Raw genomic sequence first — 17,780 nt, 5'->3', positions numbered from 1 at the left:
CGGCTTAAAGGCCTTTGGGCGGTACGTTTTTGATGTCAGGCCAGCGCACATAGGCCTGCTTCACGTAGCCGTCCACATTCACCACCCAATCTTTGTACACGTTTTTTGCGGTCAGAAAGAGATAGCCGTCCACAATTTTGTACGACAGTGGATCGCTATCGACTTTCTTTTCTTTGGCGACCGCTTGCGCGCAGAAACCACCAAAGCGCGGCGCGTATTGCGCTGGGTTGGCTTTGAATTTATTCAGATTGTCGCGATTAGCAAAGTAATACGTCGCACCTTCGTAGCTGAATTTCAGGCTGCTATCGCCGGCTTGCGGCTTGCCGCTGAAATACGACATTGGATCATAGCCACGCAGCGCTACCCCGTTGTCATCAATATTCACTGGCGCACCTGAGCTTGGGTTAAAAGCCTGTGCCGCTGGGTGAGCAACACCCATTACCAAGACTGCTGTCAGCAAAGCACGTGATACAGATCGACCTACCATGTTTATCCCCTTGTTTATTTTTTAATAATTCAGCAATATTGCTTACAGCGCAGATTTAGCCAGAGACGGTTTTTCGTAGTCAACTTACGTAGATTACAAATCAAAACTGCTGCATTACTACAACACAAAGCCAAGACATATTAGGGTTAATACCTAATAAAGACCAATTTTAGACCGCTGATCAGCCAGCGAGGGGCGTAAAAAAGCGCCCGGGCCAACGCAGAAAGTTGGCAGCGGACGCTAGACTACGGCAAGGGCCACTGGCTGGATGTGAGGGGTGTCACAGCGCCTCAGCCAGCAAGATACCCTGCATGGTATGAGCTTAAGGCAGTTGATCCATCTTGCTTAGCAAGATATACCCCCCGCGCATAGAGAGCCAACCCTGGGTCTCCCAGGCGCTCAGCTGTTTATTGACACTCTCACGGGTGGCGCCAACAAAATTAGCCAATTCTTGCTGGGTGAGTTTCAAATCAATGCGAATGCCATCTTCAGTGGTATCACCGTGATTGTGCGCCAGATGGCGCAGCACTTTGGCCAGACGCTGCGGCAAAGGCAGGAATAAAGTGTCTTGCACCAGCTCATCCGCAGCCCGCAAACGTTCGCACAATGTCTGAATCAGAGAGCGCATCACCAGCGGGTGGGCGTTCAGATACTGATCCACCACTGCGCGTTGCAGCACCAGCAATTCGCAATCTTCGAGCGCCTCGACGGTGGCGGTGCGTACGCCGCCATCCAGCATGGCCAGCTCACCAAACACTTCACCCGCTTCCAAAATGGCCAGCGTCAGCTCGCGGCCTTCAGTGTTACTGCGCGTGACTTTCAGCCGGCCGTGCAGTACGGCATACATTTCATCACTGCGCTCACCTTGTGCCAGCACGATCTGGCGGGTGCGAACATGGCGCGACTGAGCGTGCTCGGCCAGCTCGGCCAGTTCTTGATAGCTCAGTTGGCAGAACAGGCTGCTGCCGGAAAGTAATCTTGCTTTATCCATGGGGTACTCAGTTTAAAGTCGCCACGACCGGCGTGTGATCGGATGGACGCTCATGCTTGCGTGGCTCAACATCGATCACACAGGCGGTACAGCGCGGGGCCAGGGCGGTCGATAACAAAATGTGATCAATCCGCAAGCCCGCATTTTTCTTAAAGGAAAAGCCCCGGTAATCCCACCAGCTAAAGGCTTTCTCGGCTTGTTCAAACAGACGGAAACTATCTACCAGCCCAAGATCGAGCAGGCGTTGAAAGGCTTCGCGCTCGGCAGGCGACACCAACACGCCACCCGCCCATTTCTTTATATCATGCACATCCCGATCTTCCGGCGCGATGTTGTAATCGCCTAGCAAAGCGAGCTGGGGATATTGCTGTAATTCTTGGGCTAGCCAATCGGTAAGCGCGTTCAGCCAAGCCAGTTTGTAGGGGTATTTATCCGATTCCAGATCCTGGCCATTAGGAATATACGCCCCAACCAGCCGCACCCCATTGACCGTGGCCGTGATCACGCGTTTTTGCGGATCATCAAAGCCGGGGATATTGATCACCACATCTTCAATCGGTGCGCGGGCAATAATCGCCACGCCGTTATAGGTTTTTTGCCCCGCAAAAGCGACCTCAAATCCCGCCGCACGAATTTCTTCGGCCGGAAAGACCGGATCATCCATTTTGGTTTCCTGCAGGCAGAGCGCAGTCACCTCCGGATTGGCTTGTAACCAATCCAAGACCTGCGGTAAGCGAACTTTGAGTGAGTTCACATTCCAGCATGCAATTTTCATTCCGTGATTACCCAGCTTTACCCGCGCCTTCAGTTCATGACACGCGGGTTTAATTACAAAATCCCCTTATTGTGCATGAAATATGCCTCCCAAGGGGAGTTGGGCTGACAGCAAGCATGATTCGCTTCACACTACACCCTCAGTTTCATCGTAAAACCAGTGTCAGTCTTGTCAGTTTGTCATGGATTTGTTTTATTGCGCAGCGATGATGTGAATATTCCAGTTGGTTTAGCCAAGCTTGCTAACGATACTCACTATTCACCGACTAACAGGAGATCCTCCATGTTAAAGCGCATGTGCCTTCCCCTAGTTGCAGTCAGCCTGATCACCCCGCTGTATGCCGCCGAACAGCCTACCAACCCAAGCAGCACCAGCGCCAAACAGGCGACGCCCGCTGAGCGGCGGGCCAATATTGATCGCAATACGCAAAGTACGCTCAAGTTGATTTATCAAAAGTACCCGCAAGCCAAAGCTCAAATTGCAAAAGCCGCGGGTTATGCAGTTTTTAAAACCGGTGGCGTCACGGTCTTTTTCTTGGGGGCCGGCGGCGGTGAAGGCGCCGCTTATCGGCAAGGCAAAGCGACTTATATGACCATGTTGCAAGGTAAAGTCGGTCTGGGATTGGGTGGCAAAGAAACCCGTGAAGTGCTGGTCTTTACCGATGCCAAAACCTATGAGCAATTCATAACGCAAGGGTGGGCAGCAGATGCAACCGCGACGGCAGCCGCCAAAGCGCACGATAAAGGCGCAGGGATTGCGGGAGCAAAACGCATCGCGGATGGAATTTATATCTATCAGATTACCGAAAATGGCTTGATGGCCGAAGCGACGGTCGCAGGGTCTAAATACTCGGTGAGCAAAGAGCTAAATCAGCAGTAAACCATTAGCCGGGATTGACACTCAGCGCCCGGCTTATTTTTTGGCTGGTGTATTTTTGATGCCATAGCCCGCCTTGGACAGGGCGGCTTGCCAGAGCGGGCTATTAAATTCTTTCAAAACTTCCTTACCCAATTGCAGCACAGGCGGGCGGGCCTGCATCGTGCCGACCACGTTGAAAAAAGCCAGCATACTTTTTTCATTGGCCGGATCCACATTGCGGACATCATATTGCACACCACGCCGATCCAGCAGTTCTAGCGCTTGTGAACAGGCGGGTTCACAGCTCGCACTCACCCACAACACCACCTGTGTTTCATTGTTAGCCTGATCAACACTGCTCGCCCGGCTTGCCTGCCCGACCGTATTGGGGCGGATTTTGCGCTCGGTGTATTGCACACTGGGCGGCGGCTGATCGGAATAAAACACCCGGCCATCGGCATCCCGCCATTGGTAAACTTTGCCCGCCAACGCGGGTGCTGCCAGCAAACACAGTAGTAGTGCACGTTTCATCTTGCCCACTCCAATCCACACCTAGGCTTGATTGTGGCTCATTTTGCTGCGCCTTGCCCAGTGCCCGGCACACTGGTCAGCACTTCAATGAGCTGCCCATCAATATTCAGCTGCAGTACCCAATCGTGGCGCTGCTGGGTGCACATGGGTAAAGCCATACTCGCGCGAAAGCTGCCGTCACTTTGAGCTTGTAGCTGATAGCGATTGGGACCCATTTCCATGCCACTCATCTGCCAGCTGGCACTCGCGGCCTGCTGGGCGCCGGAAAGTTGCAAAGTAAACTGCCCCTGCGCAGGCACGCCGCCAACAACCTGCAAGCGGATCGGGGGCAAGTTGGGTCGTTGCACCTCACACGCCTTAGCCAGACTGGGGCAATCCACGCGTATCGATGGCGTAGCCGCCACGTTACGCGGCCCAAGCCAGGTATAAAGCCCAATCATGCCCAGTGCAGCCACTAGCAACGCCAACCATTGCTTACGCGTTGTCATTCGCTAATCCAAGCATCACGCAGCACCGCAACCCCATGCGCGCCGGCTGCGTGAGCTTGCGGTAGCGTGCTCACTCTTTGCCCACCAATCGCGTAACACGGCGCCGCCCAGCCCAAGGCCAGTAAGCGAGTGAACTCTTCCCATCCGAGTGGAGGCTGCTGCGGGTGGCTAGCGGTACTCGCCACATGCCCAAGAAGGGTGTAATCAAGCCCTAATTGGTTCGCTGCCGCCAGCTGCGACTCATTGTGGCAAGAGGCGCCAATCCAATCAAAGCCACGCGGGCGCTGATCCAGCGCACTTAATTGTGTCGACGTTAAATGCCAACCATCTGCTTCACCTGCATAACTCGCACCATGCGGGCCGTGCACCAGCAGCTTTCCGCCATGCGGCCGCGGTATCTGTAGCAGTTGTGTAAACAAGGCTCGATACTCTTCCTCCGAGCATTGCGGTTCGCGCAGCACCAGCCAAGCCGGCTCGGTTTGCCAATAATGCGCCATCTTCGTCAGCCACTGCGCCGCTGGCAGGGTAGCCCCCGGCGAAATCAGCAAACGTTGGGGCAGTGCTAAGCCGCGCAGGATTGGGCCATTGGCCGGCAAAATCGGCGACTGCGTCAGCTGCCCTACCCGCTGCCAAGCAAACTGTTGCGCCTCGCGGCTATGCAACTCGCCTTCCCAAGCCGTGACGATAAAAAAGCGTAATTCCACCGTGGCATGCGGATATTCAAATCGCTGGCAAATCCAGGGGCGCGCAGCAGTCACACGAATACCTAGCTCTTCATGCAATTCGCGTTGTAGCGCAGCCAAAGCGCTTTCGTTTTCTTCAAGCTTGCCACCGGGGAATTCCCAGTAGCCTGCGTACACTTTGCCGGCGGGTCGGCTGGAGAGTAGAAACTGTCCATCTGGGCGTACTAATATCCCGGCAGCGACGCGAGTGACTTTCTTAACGCTCATCATCAAAAATCTCTGATTTAACTTGCAAAATACCAACCATAAGCAATGCTTTGATCGTATCAATTCGTCAGCTTTACGCCTGCCATGCTTCGGCACCTGATTGAAATTCAGCACAGCAATTGCCAGCGCACTCTCACGCAGCTTAATACCTTGCTGCATGCACCCGAGCTGGTTTGCGGCATTATTGCGGTATCACCACAAACGGTGGTGGGCCAGCTTGGCTGGGGCGCGCTGCTGCATGCGCTGATTGTACATGAACAGGATTGGTATCTTCTGCGCGACGCCCCGATTACCTTGCTTAATCAGCTCTCACCTCGTCTGTGCGATGCACCACGCATCTTTTTTATTGATCACCTGATTCCTCACCTGAGCGAGCATAGCGCCCAGAATTTTGCCGATTATTTGGTCCGCCTCCCCCCCAGTTTACTCAGCGATGAAAATCGCACCCGCCTGCAAGCGCTAGGCTGCCCACTACAGGGCACGCCAGTTAGGCTCATGCCGCTAAACGCATGATGTAAGGCCGTTTTTTCTGTAAACCCTACTTGTATAACTCTGCGGCGAAGTGCTAAATTGGTTTCGTTGCCGTGACAATGGGGTTACGGCAGCACGTACGGTTGTGCCAACAGGCCGGCACCGCAGTGCTGGCGAGGCAGGAGACGACACTCCTGCAACGAGCTGCCCGTTGGAAACACGGGGCGGCACCTGTCAGCAAAATCAGCGACGTAGATAGTGAAACCTTCAAGGAGTTCGTTATGCGAATCAACTTCATGGAAGGCTTAGCGAGTACGGTCAACGATGCGTTGATGAACTTGTTCCGGGCCTTTAAAAACCCTGCCAAATTAGACCACGACGACGAGAGAAATCTCGCATTGGAGATCGCGGAACCTTATCGGTAGGTATGGCCAAAACAAGCCCTGAATGATTGAAGTAACAACGGAGCCGCGAGGCTCCGTTTTCATTTGCAGCGCTAGCACTGCATCAGCTACCGCTATACAGGCTGCCATGCGCCCCTTGCTCGGCCGGAGCTTCCACCGGCAGGCGCAAGCTAAACCATACCCCACCAGCGGGTGCATCTTGCAGCTCTAGCACGCCACCCAAAGTGCCATTGACCAGCGAATACACCAGATACAAGCCCAGACCACTGCCGCCGTGTCCAAAACGGGTAGTAAAAAAGGGGTCAAACACCCGTTTTTTGATGGCGTCGGGGATGCCGCAACCATTGTCGCGATAACTCAGCTCAATTTGCTGAGCATTCAGCATCCGGCCATCCAGCACAATCTGCCCTTCCTGTTCCGGGGTAAAGGCATGCACCAAGGAGTTATGAATAAAGTTACTGATAATTTGCTCTAGCGCGCCGGGGTAGCTCAGCAACTGTAGCCCGGCCGGAATCCGATTTTCAATCCGCACATTTTTATGTCGCAAATTAACGGCCTGCGCGGCGATCGTTTCCTCGATCACTTGGCGCAAATCGAAATCGCGCCGCTTGCTAGAAGCGGTATCCACCGCCACCTGTTTCAGATTGGCAATCAGATTACTGGCACGGCGGGCGTTGCGCTCAACCAGCTCAGCGATCATGCTGCTTTCATCCAGATATTGCATCAGCAGCGAGCGTTTCATCGCGCCCTCATTCACCGCCCCCAGAATTTCGCGGTTTTTCTCCAGCAAGGTACTCGCAGCGGTTAGCGTCGTGCCCAGGGGGGTGTTCAGTTCATGCGCAAAACCGGCCACCAAATTACCCAGCGAGGCCAATTTTTCAGACTCAACCAAGTGGGCCATGGCTTTTTGCAACTCCAGCGTGCGCTCCACCACCCGTTGCTCAAGCTCGGTGTTGCTCTGCTGCAGCTTGGCATTCAGGCGGGCAATATCGGCCTGAAAAATCTGCCGCTCGATATTGGCCAGCGCCCGGGTGCCGATTATCGCCAGCTGATTGGCCTGCTGCACTTCATCCACCGACCAGTTTTTAATACTACCCGGATGCTCAATCAGCAGCGCGCCATATAGGCTTTCGTTCAGCCGCAAGGGCACGATTAATACCGACAACACCTGCCGTGCCTGAAACAAACGCTCATAGCATTCCCAGGTCAGCTGATGGTGTTGCGCATTATGTGCCACCGTCATTTCCCCCTGCCGCAGGCTATTGAGTAGCCGCGACGGTAAGGCTAGCCGCTCTAACTCGGCTTGGCCAAAAATCACCGAAAATTGCTGCAAATCCGGCTCAAAAGCCGCATAGCGGGCCAGGACCTTGGGCATGATTTGGCAGGCGGTTTCGCACAAGAGCTGCGCCAGCGCCGCTAGCTCGCAATGCTCGAGCTGCGGGTGATTGGCCAGCTCCAGCAAGATCCGCCCCGGGCTGGGGCGCAGCCCGGCCAGGTCTTCCAGCTCGGTGAGTTGCTGCCGGTAATCATGTGGGCTAATCTGCTCGCGCAGCGCCATCGCAGCTTTGTACGCCGCCAAGGTGAGGCTGGCGTCTTGATTACGCTCGGCCAAAGTGGATTGCAATTCCAGCAAGCGCATTTGAATATGCGCCGAGCCGGAGCGCGTGGCGTAATCAATCCCGACCGCGACTTCCAGCAGTGCTTCCTGCAACTTATCCTGCTCAGCCAGCGCCTGCGCGCGCACGCCATGAATATTCGCCAGCGCCCACATATGATGCGATTGCTCGCATATGCGTTGCGCTTCATCTAGGTTCTGTAAAGCCGCAGCGATGTTGTGCTGCGCCAGTTCGACTTCGGCGATCCGGAATAAAATTTCGCCGAGATCATCCAGATGTTGCAGGCGCTCCGCCAGCTGCAAAGATTCCTGATACACACTCAATGCCGCCGGCAGATCGGCGATGTGATACAGATTCACCCCAAGATTGAGCAAGATATTCAGCAACAGCATATCGTCGCCCAGCGGCCGGCCGCGGGCCTCAGCCTGGCGCAGCAAAATCACGGCAGTGTGATTGTCATTCAGCGCATCGTAGATTTGTGCGATGCCCAGCTTGGCCCACGTCCAGCTCACCTGATCATCGGCCAGCGCCGCCACTTCCAGGCAATGCGCCCAGGCCTGCATCGCGCGCCGGTATTCCGCCCGGGTATAGACCGCGCGGCCAATCACATTCAGCAGGCGCGCCTCGTCATGAAATAGGTGATAGCTCTGCGCCAGTTGTAGCGCTTCATACAAAATACTGATGCTGGCATCCGGATAGCCGTGCTGATCAATCACCAAGCCATAATCAATCGCGATGGCGATAAATGCGGCATGATCGTGCATCGCCCGCGCGAGGCGAAAACCGGCCTCGCAATCGTTAAACGCTTCAAAGCGATCGGTAAATACCCGCCGGTGGATTTGCGCCACCATGGGCTGCAGCAAGGATGAAATCGTGGGCTGGGTCATGCGCCGCATCTCGCAGAATATGCTTCACTATAGAACTGCCCCGCCCCAGCGGCCAGCCCAATCAGGCCTAGAGGGGTATAGCCTGATAAGCATTCATCAATAAGCAATAAAAAAGGATACCCACCCGGGTATCCTTTTTACTAAGCCCATCCACATTGCTTGATCACACCGCGGCGCACGACTTAGCGCCTAGCCGCCAAGCGCATGCAGAGCAACTCACGCAAGGCGGCAGGCCGACTCAGCGTGGCCAGCTTAGCTGCGATATTCGGCGTTGATTTTCACGTAGTCGTACGAGAAATCGCAGCTCCACACCGTGGCGCTGTGCGCTCCGCGCTGCAGATTGATATTGATTGCGATCTCGGCTTTGTTCATCACCGCTTGCCCCTGCTCTTCGCGGTAATCGGGGTGGCGGCCGCCATCTTTGGCCACCAGTACATCATCGAGCCGCACTTCGATCTGATCGACATCCAGATCTTGAATACCGGCGTAGCCAATCGCCGCCAGAATCCGCCCCAGATTAGGGTCAGAGGCAAAAAACGCAGTTTTCACTAGGGGCGAGCGGCCAATCGCATAGCCCACGGCCTTGCATTCGTCGTAGCTGGCGCCGCCGCTGACATTAATGCTGATGAATTTGGTGGCGCCCTCACCATCGCGCACGATGGCCTGTGCCAGAAACTGCGACACTTCCACTACTGCCGCCTGCAGCGCGGCAAATTCGGGGCTGTCGGCCGCAGTGATTTCGGCATGGCCGGCCTGGCCGGTGGCGATCAGGATAAACGAGTCATTGGTGCTGGTATCGCCATCGACGGTAATGCTGTTAAACGATACATCGGCTGCGTGCTTGAGTAAGCCCGGCAGCAACGCCTGGCTAATCGCCGCATCGGTTGCCACATAACCCAGCATGGTGGCCATATTCGGGTGAATCATGCCCGAGCCTTTGGCGATGCCAGTAATCGTGACGGTTTTGTCGCCGATCTGGATTTGTTTGCTGCTGGCTTTGGGCACGATGTCGGTGGTCATAATCGCGCTGGCCGCCGCGGCCCAGTTGCTGGGCGACAAATCGGCGGTAGCCTCAGGCAGTGCAGCGATGATTTTCTCGCTCGGCAGTGGCTCTAGGATCACGCCGGTTGAAAACGGCAACACCTGCTCGGTGGCCAGGCCCCAGCTGGCGGCCAGCTCAGCGCAAATGGCGGTGGCGCGATTCAAACCATCGACCCCGGTGCCGGCATTGGCATTGCCGGTATTGACCACCAGCGCCCGGATTTCCTTGCCCCCAGCCGTATACTGCTGCAGGTATTGCTGGCAAAGCCGTACGGGTGCAGCGCAGAAACGGTTCAGCGTAAACACCCCGGCCACTTTGCTGCCTGGCGCCAGGCGAAACACGGTGACATCCTTGCGGCCCGGTTTTTTAATGCCTGCCGAAGCGATACCGATTTCAACACCGGCAACCGGATGCAGTGCGGCGGGGTCCAGGGGGGCGATATTCACAGGCATGGGCACTCCAGCAAGGTAAGCAAGAAAAGCCGCCATTGTAACCGAAGCCGCTAACAGAATTAAGAAAGCCCGTGAAAACACAGTGTGCAGCCTCAAGCACCGCCACGGCTCGCTGTACGAACTATTCGCAATAGAGGCCAGCCGCCAAATCCGGCACACTCGGGCTTAGTTATTGCCGATCAATCGGGCGCGCAAAAGCGTGCCGCCAGCCGGATAAGTGGCTGTTTTGTTGTGGATGTGTGCTGTATGTCTCGTGCGAATTGGGGTTCAAAACTCGGCTTTATTCTGGCCACCGCCGGCTCGGCCGTGGGCCTGGGAGCGATCTGGAAGTTTCCATATATGGCGGGCAAAAATGGCGGCGGCGCCTTTTTGCTGGTGTATCTAGCCTGCGTGTTTACCGTGGGTATCGGCATGCTGCTGGCCGAAATGCTGATTGGCCGGGCGGCGCAAAAATCCGCGACCACCGCTTTTCGTAATCTCAAAGGCGGCCTGTGGCCGTGGGCGGGCCGCTTGTCGGTGCTGTGCTCGTTTCTGATTTTGTCGTTTTATTCGGTGGTGGGCGGCTGGACCTTTGCCTACTTGTATCAATCGGCCACCGGCGAAGCCATTACCCGCGATGTGGCGGTGCTAGAGCAGCTGTTTACCCGCTTTATTGCCGACCCGCTGCAGGCCATCATTTACACAACGCTGTTTCTGGGCGTCACCACCTGGGTGGTCTTGCTGGGGGTGGAAAAAGGCATTGAGCGCTGGAGTAAAGTGCTGATGCCGATGCTGTTTTTCCTCTTGCTGGTCTTGATTGGCCGCTCGCTGACCTTGCCGGGAGCGATGGAAGGCGTGCGCTATTTTGTGCAACCCGATTTCTCGCAGCTCACCGCCGCGATTGTGCTCGACGCGATGGGGCTGGCGCTGTTTTCGCTTTCAGTCGGCTTGGGGCTGCTGATTGCCTACGGCTCATATGTGGCGCCAGGCACCAATCTGGCGAAAACCTCGTTGTGGATCACCACCCTGGCCACACTGGCCTGCCTGTTGGCCGGGCTGTTGGTGTTGCCGGCAGTCTTTGCCTTTAATGTGAATCCGGGTGCGGGGCCAGGGCTCACCTTTATCACCATGCCAGCGATTTTTGCGCAAATGCCGTTTGGCCAAGGCTTTGCGATTGCGTTTTTCCTGTTGCTGATTTTTGCTGCACTAACATCATCGGTATCGATTTTGGAGCCGATCGTAGCCTTTCTGATGGATGAATTCGGCTTCGCCCGCCCCAAAGCCACCTGGATGAGCGCCGTGAGCGTGTGGGTGTTCAGTATTCCGGCCGCGCTGTCGTTTGGCGCCATGAAAGATGTGCTGCTGTTTGGCAAAACCGTGTTTGATCTGATGGATTACCTCACCAGCAATCTGATGCTGCCAGCCGGCGGGCTGCTGTCGGCGCTGTTTGTCGGCTGGGCGATCTGGTCCCGCATACAGGGCGATCTGCAAGCCGAAGGCTCGGCGCGCATCTTGCCGGTCTTCAAACTGGTGTGTGCTTGGGTTTCGCCACTGGTGATCGGCGCTATCTGGTGGCACAGTCTGTAACACCACAGCGGTAAAACTGCGCTGTCTGAAATGCCGGCAGTTTGGCACAATGAGCGCGTGACTACCTTTACCCTTTCGCCGCTGGGCTATCTGGCGACGCCGTTTGCCGATAAATTCGGCATACCGCGTCAGCCCAGCTTGGCGCCTCATGCCATCGGCAGCCTCACGCTGTTGCCGCCGTATAACCGCGCCGAATGCGTGCGCGGCCTCGCCGATTTTTCCCATGTGTGGCTGAGCTTTATTTTTCACGAAGTGGCCGGCCAATGGTCGCCCACCGTGCGCCCACCGCGGCTGGGTGGCAATGCCAAGGTTGGCGTGTTTGCCAGCCGCAGCCCGTTTCGCCCCAATTCGCTGGGTTTATCGCTAGTGCAGTTGGTGGATATCGACTGCAGCGCCGGCGTCACCTTGCGCTTTGCCGGGGTCGACCTGGTGAATGGCACCCCGATTGTCGACATTAAGCCGTATATTCCGTTTGTAGAAAGCCAGCCCGCCGCCCGTGGCGGCTTTGTGGCCGGCCCGCCGCCGCAACTGCAGGTGAGTTTTAGCCCGCAGGCCGAGGCCCAACTGGCGGCCAGCACCCTCCCGCATTTGCGCGCGCTGATCACCGAAGTGCTGGCGCAAGACCCGCGCCCGGCCTATGCCGACGACCCGACGCGGCTATATGGGGTGCGGTTGTATCAATATGATGTGAAATGGCGCTGCGATGGGCAGCTGGCCATGGTTGAATATCTGCAAGATTTGCTGGAGAACCCCTTGTGAGCATCCTGATTTATATGCGCCGTAGCTTCGTGTGTGCCAGCGTCGGTCTTCTGGCCGCCTGCGTCACCAACCCGAGCAATGACAAAGCCCCCGCGCCCAGCCCGGCCCCTACGCCGGCGCCCGTGAAAATCGGTCTCGCGCTCGGCGGTGGTGCAGCCAAGGGCTTTGCCCATATCGGCGTGATTAAAATGCTGCAAGCCAATGGCATTAAGGTCGATATTGTGACCGGTACTAGCGCCGGTAGTGTGGTGGGGAGCCTGTATGCCAGCGGGCTGGATGCCTTTGCCCTGCAAGAAAAAGCCGTGGCGCTGGATGAAAGCCAGATTCGTGATGTGAATTTACTTGGCGGCGGCCTCGTGAAAGGCCAAAAGCTGCAAGATTATGTGAATCAGCAAATCGGCAACCGCCCATTTGAAAAATTACCCAAGCCCTTCGCCGCTGTGGCCACCGATCTGGATACCGGCGCGCGAGTGGTCTTTAGCCGGGGCAATGTGGGCCAGGCTGTGCGCGCCTCCAGCAGTATTCCCGGTATTTTTGCGCCCACCGTGATTGGCAGCCGCAAATTTGTCGATGGCGGCGTGGTCAGCCCGGTGCCGGTGGATGCCGCGCGCGAGCTGGGTGCTAATCTGGTGATTGCAGTGGATATTTCGGCCAAAGCCAGCGGCAAATCATCCACCAGCACGCTGGGCATGATGAATCAGGCCATTGTGATCATGGGGCAAAAACTGGGTGAGCAAGAGCTGGCCCGCGCCGATGTGGTGATTACCCCGAAAGTAGGCAAAATTGGCCCTAGCGATTTTGATCAGAAAAATGTCGCCATTCTCGAAGGCGAAAAAGCGGCGCTGGCCGCCCTGCCGCTGATTCGCAAGAAAATCGCCGAGCGCCAAGCCGGAAAATAAGCAGGGTATATGCCAGCAGACCATACTGATCAGACCTTAGCGCCAGATACTCGCCTACCGCATCTGTGGGTCGATGCCGATGCCTGCCCGGTGGTGATCAAGGAAATCATCTTTCGCGCCGCCGAGCGCTTGCAATTGCCCACGGTGCTGGTAGCCAATCAGCTGCTGCGGGTACCGCCTTCCAAAGTGATTCGGGCGGTGCAAGTGGCGCAAGGCTTTGATGAGGCCGACCACTGGATCGCCAGCCAAGCCCTGCCCGGCGATTTGGTGATTACCGCCGATATTCCGCTAGCCGCCGAAGTGGTGGGCCATGGCGTGGCGGCGCTCAATCCGCGTGGCGAATTTTACAGCGCCGAAAATATTCGCGAGCGGCTGAATATGCGCGATTTTATGGAAACCCTGCGCAGTAGCGGCCAGCAGCTGGGTGGCCCCGCGCCCTTTAGCGCCAGCGATCGGCAAGCTTTTGGCCGCAGCCTGGATCGCTTTCTCGCCAAAATCCGGCGCTAAGCCGCGCGCAGATTGCCTTGCGGCGCATTTGCCGCTACAGTAGGCGCATTACAGAACGATTGTTCCATAATGGATTTCGCCAAGCTCACCGCCGCACAGCAAGCCCGCCTGGCCAAGCTGGGCATCCAGCGCCCGCTGGATCTGGTGCTGCATTTGCCCCTGCGCTACGAAGATCAAACCCAGCTTTACCCGCTGGCCGAAGCCCCGCTGGGTAGCCCTGCGCTGGTCGAGGGCGAAGTCACCTCCTGCGAAGTCACCTTTAAGCCACGCAAACAACTGGTCGCGCGCGTGAAAGATGACACCGGCAGTGTGATGGTGCGGCTACTTAATTTTTACCCGAGTCAGGCCCAGCAGCTGGCCGTTGGCAAACGGGTGCGGCTGTATGGGGAAATCCGCCGTGGCTATTTTGGCCCGGAAATGGTGCACCCGAAAATCCGCGTCGGCGGTGAAGTCAGCCTGCAAGACGCGCTCTCACCGGTGTACCCCACCACCGCAGGGCTGGCGCAGCACCAGCTGGCGGGGCTGATTGCCAAGGCGCTGGCCAGCACCCCGCTGTCCGATACCTTACCCGCACCGCTACTGCACGAACTGGGGCTACCCGACTTTGCCAGCAGCGTAAAATTGCTGCACCACCCCACGCCGGATATCCCGCAGATTTTACTCACCGCCCGCACTCACCCAGCCTGGCGGCGGCTGAAATTTGATGAGCTGCTGGCCCAGCAGCTCTCGCTGCGCTTGGCACGCGCGATCCGCCGCGAACGGACGGCGCCGGTCATCGCACCAAGCGGGGCGCTGGCCGCCCAGCTGGTCGGCAATCTGCCCTTTGGCCTGACGGGCGCGCAGAAAAAAGTCTTGCTGGAAATCACCCAAGATTTGCAGCAATCCCACCCCATGCAGCGCCTGCTGCAAGGCGATGTGGGCGCGGGCAAAACCATTGTCGCCGCCGTGGCGGCGTGCCAAACCATTGAGGCGGGCTATCAGGTGGCCATGCTGGCGCCGACCGAGATTCTGGCCGAGCAGCATTATCAAAAACTCAGCCAGTGGCTCAGCCCGCTGGGCGTGCGCGTGATCTGGCTGACCGGCAGTCTGAAAGCCAAAGAAAAACGCGCGGCGCTCGCCGCCGCGGAAGATGGCAGCGGCCAGCTGCTAGTAGGCACGCATGCCATTTTTCAGGCCAGCGTAACGCTACACCGGCTGGGGCTGGCGATTGTGGATGAACAACACCGTTTTGGCGTGGCCCAACGCTTGGCGCTGCGCGAAAAAGGTGGCAGCCCGCATCAGCTGATGATGAGTGCCACCCCGATTCCGCGCACCTTGGCGATGAGTTTTTATGCCGATCTGGATGTCAGCATCATCGATGAGCTGCCACCGGGGCGCACGCCAATTGTGACCAAACTGGTATCAGACGCGCGCCGCGATGAAATCATCACCCGCATCGCGGCCAAAGTGGCCGAGGGCCGCCAAGTGTACTGGGTGTGCCCGCTGATCGAAGAATCGGAAACCTTGCAACTCCAAACCGCTGTCGACACCCACGCCCAGCTGGTGGAAGAGCTACCCGGCATCGCCGTGGGCCTACTGCACGGCCGAATGAAACCTGATGAAAAAGCCAACACCATGGCCGCTTTTGCCCGCAACGAGCTGCAGGTGCTGGTGGCCACCACCGTGATTGAGGTGGGTGTAGATGTTCCCAATGCCAGCCTGATGGTGATCGAACACGCCGAGCGCATGGGGCTCTCGCAATTGCATCAGCTGCGCGGGCGCGTCGGCCGTGGCGCGCATGCCAGCCTGTGTATCTTGCTGTATACCGGCCCGCTGGGCGACACCGCCAAAGCGCGGCTGAAAGTGATTTACGAGCACACCGATGGCTTTGAAATTGCCCGGCAGGATTTACAGATTCGTGGGCCGGGCGAGCTGGCCGGGGTACGGCAATCGGGCGTACCCATGCTGCGCTTTGCCGATCTGGAAGCTGACGCCGATCTGCTGGAAGAAGCCCGCGCCACCGCCGAAGACATCCTTGCGCATCAACCCGAGCTGGCCCAGCCGCACCTTGATCGCTGGCTACCGGGGCGCGAAGCCTTGCTGCGCGTGTAATCTACAGTAGGAAATGTCATCAAAGGCCACTACAATGGCATATTGTTTGACTGAAAAAGATCCGTATTCGTGTTTTCCCGCCTGCTCTCTCGCCCGCTTGCCGGCCTGTTGTCAGTGTGTTGGCTAAGCCTTGCCGCGCATGCCGAGCCCCTCAAGCTGCGCATTGCGCTGGATTCGGCCTGGGCGCCGCCGCAGGTGGTGCTCGATAATGGCGAGCCGGTGGGGGGCCTGTATTACGAGCTGTTGCTACAAATTGCCCGCAATGTGAATGCCACGCCGGAATGGCTACAGCTACCCCGCAAACGCTTGCCACAAGCGCTAGAGCAAGGGCTGATCGATCTGTGGTGCCACACCAACCCCAGCTGGCAAGAACGCAGCTATCCGCCCGAACGCTGGAGCAGCCTTTTTTTGCGACAGGAAAATGTCATTATCCACGCCCCGCAGCATGCCCATGCGCCGTTCAAGCTCGATCGGGGCGAGCATCGCAGCATTGGCACGGTCTTGGGGTTTCGCTACCCGCTGCTTGAGCCCTACTTTCTGCGCGGTCAGTATCGCCGCATTGATGCGCCCAGCCAGCAAGCCTTGCTGCGTTTTACCCAGAGCGGGCAATTGCATCTGAGTGTGGTCAACCGGCTGATCGTGGATGAATTTAACCGCCAGCAAGCGCCGCAGCTACGCGTACCCATTGTGCAAACGCTGGATATTCGCGACACCTATTGCCTACTCAGCAGCAATCCGCAAGTCCCGGCCGAGCAGCTCAAACAGGCAATCCGCCAGCTCGCCACTCAGGCGCCGCCGATTTTGCTGCGCTATGGCGCGCCTAATTAGCAGGGTATCACTCTTAAGCGATTACGCAGCAATGCGTTTGGAGATATACCTGCCTAGGTATATCAGCGCCAAGTATGCGACATCACCACTGAGAAATTACGTGATTTGCTAGTGCCGGCCGAATTGCTCAGAGGCCATTCGGCAAACAGTTTCATGCTATTGCCGCCGCCAAAGTTGTAATACAGCGCCACTTCCCCATCCCAATCATTTTCGCCGTTGTTATCCGCCCGCCCTAGCCGGGTGGTGGCGCCGCCGTGGTGATATTCGGCCGAGACGGCCAGCCAGTAATCGCGCATCGAACCATAACTGGTGCTGAGTTTGAAGTTGTAGAGCGGGTCTTGGCTAAAGGTGCCGCCGCGGTAATCGTCGTTATCCGAAAACCAATTCATACTGGCAAAGCCTTCCACCAGCCAGCGCCCTTGGGTGTAGCCCAGCTGGCATTCCGGAATCACCATCCAGCGATTGCTGCCCGGGTTGCTGCCGCGCCGGCTGTCATACGAGCCCAGCGGTAACGACACCAGCAGCTGGCAGCCGCTGCTGAAACCATCGCGGTTATAGCGTTTTAGCTCTTCCCAGCTGAGCGCCGGCATGCGGTAAACGCCCATGCCAAACGACAGCATCGGGTCGCCCAGCCCCGACTGATCATCGCCCCGACGGCGACTATTGCGAAAATCCTGTTCGATCTGGCGATACGGGACTTGAATCCCCGCGTAGGCCAGCTGATCGGCCAGCGCAAAATACTGCACATGCCGCAGCGAATAGGTTTGCACTGTTTGTTCTTCAATCTCGCGCGGGCCACGCGGCGCTTCGCTCTCGACCACCCGATAACGCAAAGATGTTCGTGCCACATCGCTGGCGTTCAACTCGTAAGTGCGCGGGTCATCCGCAAAGCTGACAGTATGAAAACTGCTGGCCAGCAGCAAAGGAAGCAGGAAAAGCGGGCGGGTAGACATCAGCTAGAGGGGAATTCAGATTCGCGACAGCCCGAATGTAGCGCATTTTTTAGGCAGCCTTTTGACAAAACCCCAGCCACTGGTTTTTTTCTGCATCAATACAACAGAAAAGTCTCAATACCCCTTGGTAGTATACGGATATAGCGCCGATATAAATTAGCATTCCAGCATATACTCACGTAAAAGTTGCCAACAAAATCTTTTAAAAGCCTGACCCAAAGCAAT

The 17,780-nt window shown here is 57.1% G+C and carries 17 protein-coding genes; 8 read left to right on the top strand and 9 right to left on the bottom strand.

Translation table 11 applies throughout. From position 1 onward, the window contains the following. Positions 1 to 4: 4 nt before the first annotated feature. The 3 genes from G482_RS0105635 to xth all read right to left on the bottom strand — a co-directional run bounded on the left by G482_RS0105635 (position 5) and on the right by xth (position 2,253). The gene (locus G482_RS0105635; RefSeq protein ID WP_034619002.1) at positions 5 to 487 is read right to left on the bottom strand and encodes a YHS domain-containing (seleno)protein; all 483 of its coding nucleotides are present in this window, start codon (positions 485 to 487) and stop codon (positions 5 to 7) included. Positions 488 to 809: 322 nt separating this feature from the next. Next, positions 810 to 1,478 carry a Crp/Fnr family transcriptional regulator gene (locus G482_RS0105630; protein WP_028449223.1) on the bottom strand — a complete coding sequence of 223 codons (669 nt, stop codon included), beginning with the start codon at positions 1,476 to 1,478 and terminating at the stop codon, positions 810 to 812. A gap of 7 nt (positions 1,479 to 1,485) precedes the next feature. Then, positions 1,486 to 2,253, bottom strand: coding sequence for an exodeoxyribonuclease III (gene xth, locus G482_RS0105625; RefSeq protein WP_028449222.1), 768 nt, complete (start codon positions 2,251 to 2,253; stop codon positions 1,486 to 1,488). A gap of 195 nt (positions 2,254 to 2,448) precedes the next feature. Between xth and G482_RS0105620 the strand changes: the two genes are divergently transcribed. Further along, positions 2,449 to 3,132 (top strand): lipid-binding SYLF domain-containing protein, encoded by a 684-nt coding sequence (locus tag G482_RS0105620; protein WP_169721052.1) that lies wholly within the window; start codon positions 2,449 to 2,451, stop codon positions 3,130 to 3,132. A gap of 33 nt (positions 3,133 to 3,165) precedes the next feature. Here the strand turns inward: G482_RS0105620 and G482_RS0105615 are convergent, their stop codons facing one another. From G482_RS0105615 to G482_RS0105605, 3 genes are read right to left on the bottom strand one after another with little or no spacing between them, the layout of a single operon-like run. Beyond that, positions 3,166 to 3,642 (bottom strand): DUF4124 domain-containing protein, encoded by a 477-nt coding sequence (locus G482_RS0105615; RefSeq protein WP_028449220.1) that lies wholly within the window; start codon positions 3,640 to 3,642, stop codon positions 3,166 to 3,168. A gap of 38 nt (positions 3,643 to 3,680) precedes the next feature. Next, entirely contained in the window at positions 3,681 to 4,130 is a 450-nt protein-coding gene (locus tag G482_RS19470; RefSeq protein WP_051258757.1) for a hypothetical protein, read from the bottom strand. Further along, on the bottom strand, positions 4,127 to 5,083 hold the full coding sequence (locus G482_RS0105605; RefSeq protein WP_028449219.1) for a Nudix family hydrolase: 957 nt from the start codon (positions 5,081 to 5,083) through the stop codon (positions 4,127 to 4,129). Before G482_RS0105605 ends, G482_RS19470 begins: the two co-directional genes overlap by 4 nt. A gap of 81 nt (positions 5,084 to 5,164) precedes the next feature. Here G482_RS0105605 and G482_RS0105600 point away from each other — a divergent pair, with 81 nt between their 5' ends. Then, positions 5,165 to 5,593 (top strand): hypothetical protein, encoded by a 429-nt coding sequence (locus tag G482_RS0105600; protein WP_028449218.1) that lies wholly within the window; start codon positions 5,165 to 5,167, stop codon positions 5,591 to 5,593. Between the two features lie 465 nt (positions 5,594 to 6,058). On the opposite strand, the gene G482_RS19465 is transcribed toward G482_RS0105600, so the two are convergent. Together G482_RS19465 and argJ are read right to left on the bottom strand one after the other, a co-directional pair. Further along, a complete protein-coding gene (locus G482_RS19465) occupies positions 6,059 to 8,458 on the bottom strand; it encodes a GAF domain-containing sensor histidine kinase (RefSeq protein ID WP_051258755.1) in 2,400 nt (799 codons plus the stop codon). A gap of 252 nt (positions 8,459 to 8,710) precedes the next feature. Then, positions 8,711 to 9,952, bottom strand: a complete 1,242-nt coding sequence (argJ, locus tag G482_RS0105585; RefSeq protein ID WP_028449216.1) for a bifunctional glutamate N-acetyltransferase/amino-acid acetyltransferase ArgJ — start codon at positions 9,950 to 9,952, stop codon at positions 8,711 to 8,713. A 246-nt stretch (positions 9,953 to 10,198) separates the two neighbouring features. Here argJ and G482_RS0105580 point away from each other — a divergent pair, with 246 nt between their 5' ends. The 6 genes from G482_RS0105580 to G482_RS0105555 all read left to right on the top strand — a co-directional run bounded on the left by G482_RS0105580 (position 10,199) and on the right by G482_RS0105555 (position 16,602). Then, complete coding sequence (locus G482_RS0105580; RefSeq protein ID WP_028449215.1) at positions 10,199 to 11,518, top strand: sodium-dependent transporter; 1,320 nt, start codon at positions 10,199 to 10,201, stop codon at positions 11,516 to 11,518. Positions 11,519 to 11,548: 30 nt separating this feature from the next. Next, entirely contained in the window at positions 11,549 to 12,277 is a 729-nt protein-coding gene (gene tsaA, locus G482_RS0105575) for a tRNA (N6-threonylcarbamoyladenosine(37)-N6)-methyltransferase TrmO (RefSeq protein ID WP_051258754.1), read from the top strand. 14 nt (positions 12,278 to 12,291) lie between these two features. Continuing rightward, complete coding sequence (locus G482_RS17430) at positions 12,292 to 13,176, top strand: patatin-like phospholipase family protein (protein WP_034619066.1); 885 nt, start codon at positions 12,292 to 12,294, stop codon at positions 13,174 to 13,176. A gap of 9 nt (positions 13,177 to 13,185) precedes the next feature. Beyond that, positions 13,186 to 13,683 carry a YaiI/YqxD family protein gene (locus G482_RS0105565; RefSeq protein WP_051258753.1) on the top strand — a complete coding sequence of 166 codons (498 nt, stop codon included), beginning with the start codon at positions 13,186 to 13,188 and terminating at the stop codon, positions 13,681 to 13,683. Positions 13,684 to 13,695: 12 nt separating this feature from the next. Next, the gene (gene recG / locus G482_RS0105560; RefSeq protein ID WP_276324776.1) at positions 13,696 to 15,774 is read left to right on the top strand and encodes an ATP-dependent DNA helicase RecG; all 2,079 of its coding nucleotides are present in this window, start codon (positions 13,696 to 13,698) and stop codon (positions 15,772 to 15,774) included. A 69-nt stretch (positions 15,775 to 15,843) separates the two neighbouring features. Then, positions 15,844 to 16,602: a transporter substrate-binding domain-containing protein gene (locus G482_RS0105555; RefSeq protein WP_028449211.1), complete on the top strand. Its 759-nt coding sequence runs from the start codon at positions 15,844 to 15,846 to the stop codon at positions 16,600 to 16,602. Positions 16,603 to 16,664: 62 nt separating this feature from the next. On the opposite strand, the gene G482_RS19460 is transcribed toward G482_RS0105555, so the two are convergent. Beyond that, on the bottom strand, positions 16,665 to 17,555 hold the full coding sequence (locus G482_RS19460; RefSeq protein WP_028449210.1) for a transporter: 891 nt from the start codon (positions 17,553 to 17,555) through the stop codon (positions 16,665 to 16,667). Positions 17,556 to 17,780: the final 225 nt, after the last annotated feature.

This window comes from Chitinibacter tainanensis DSM 15459 (assembly GCF_000429785.1).
GTDB lineage: Bacteria > Pseudomonadota > Gammaproteobacteria > Burkholderiales > Chitinibacteraceae > Chitinibacter > Chitinibacter tainanensis.
This window is presented reverse-complemented; position numbering and strand designations above follow the sequence as displayed.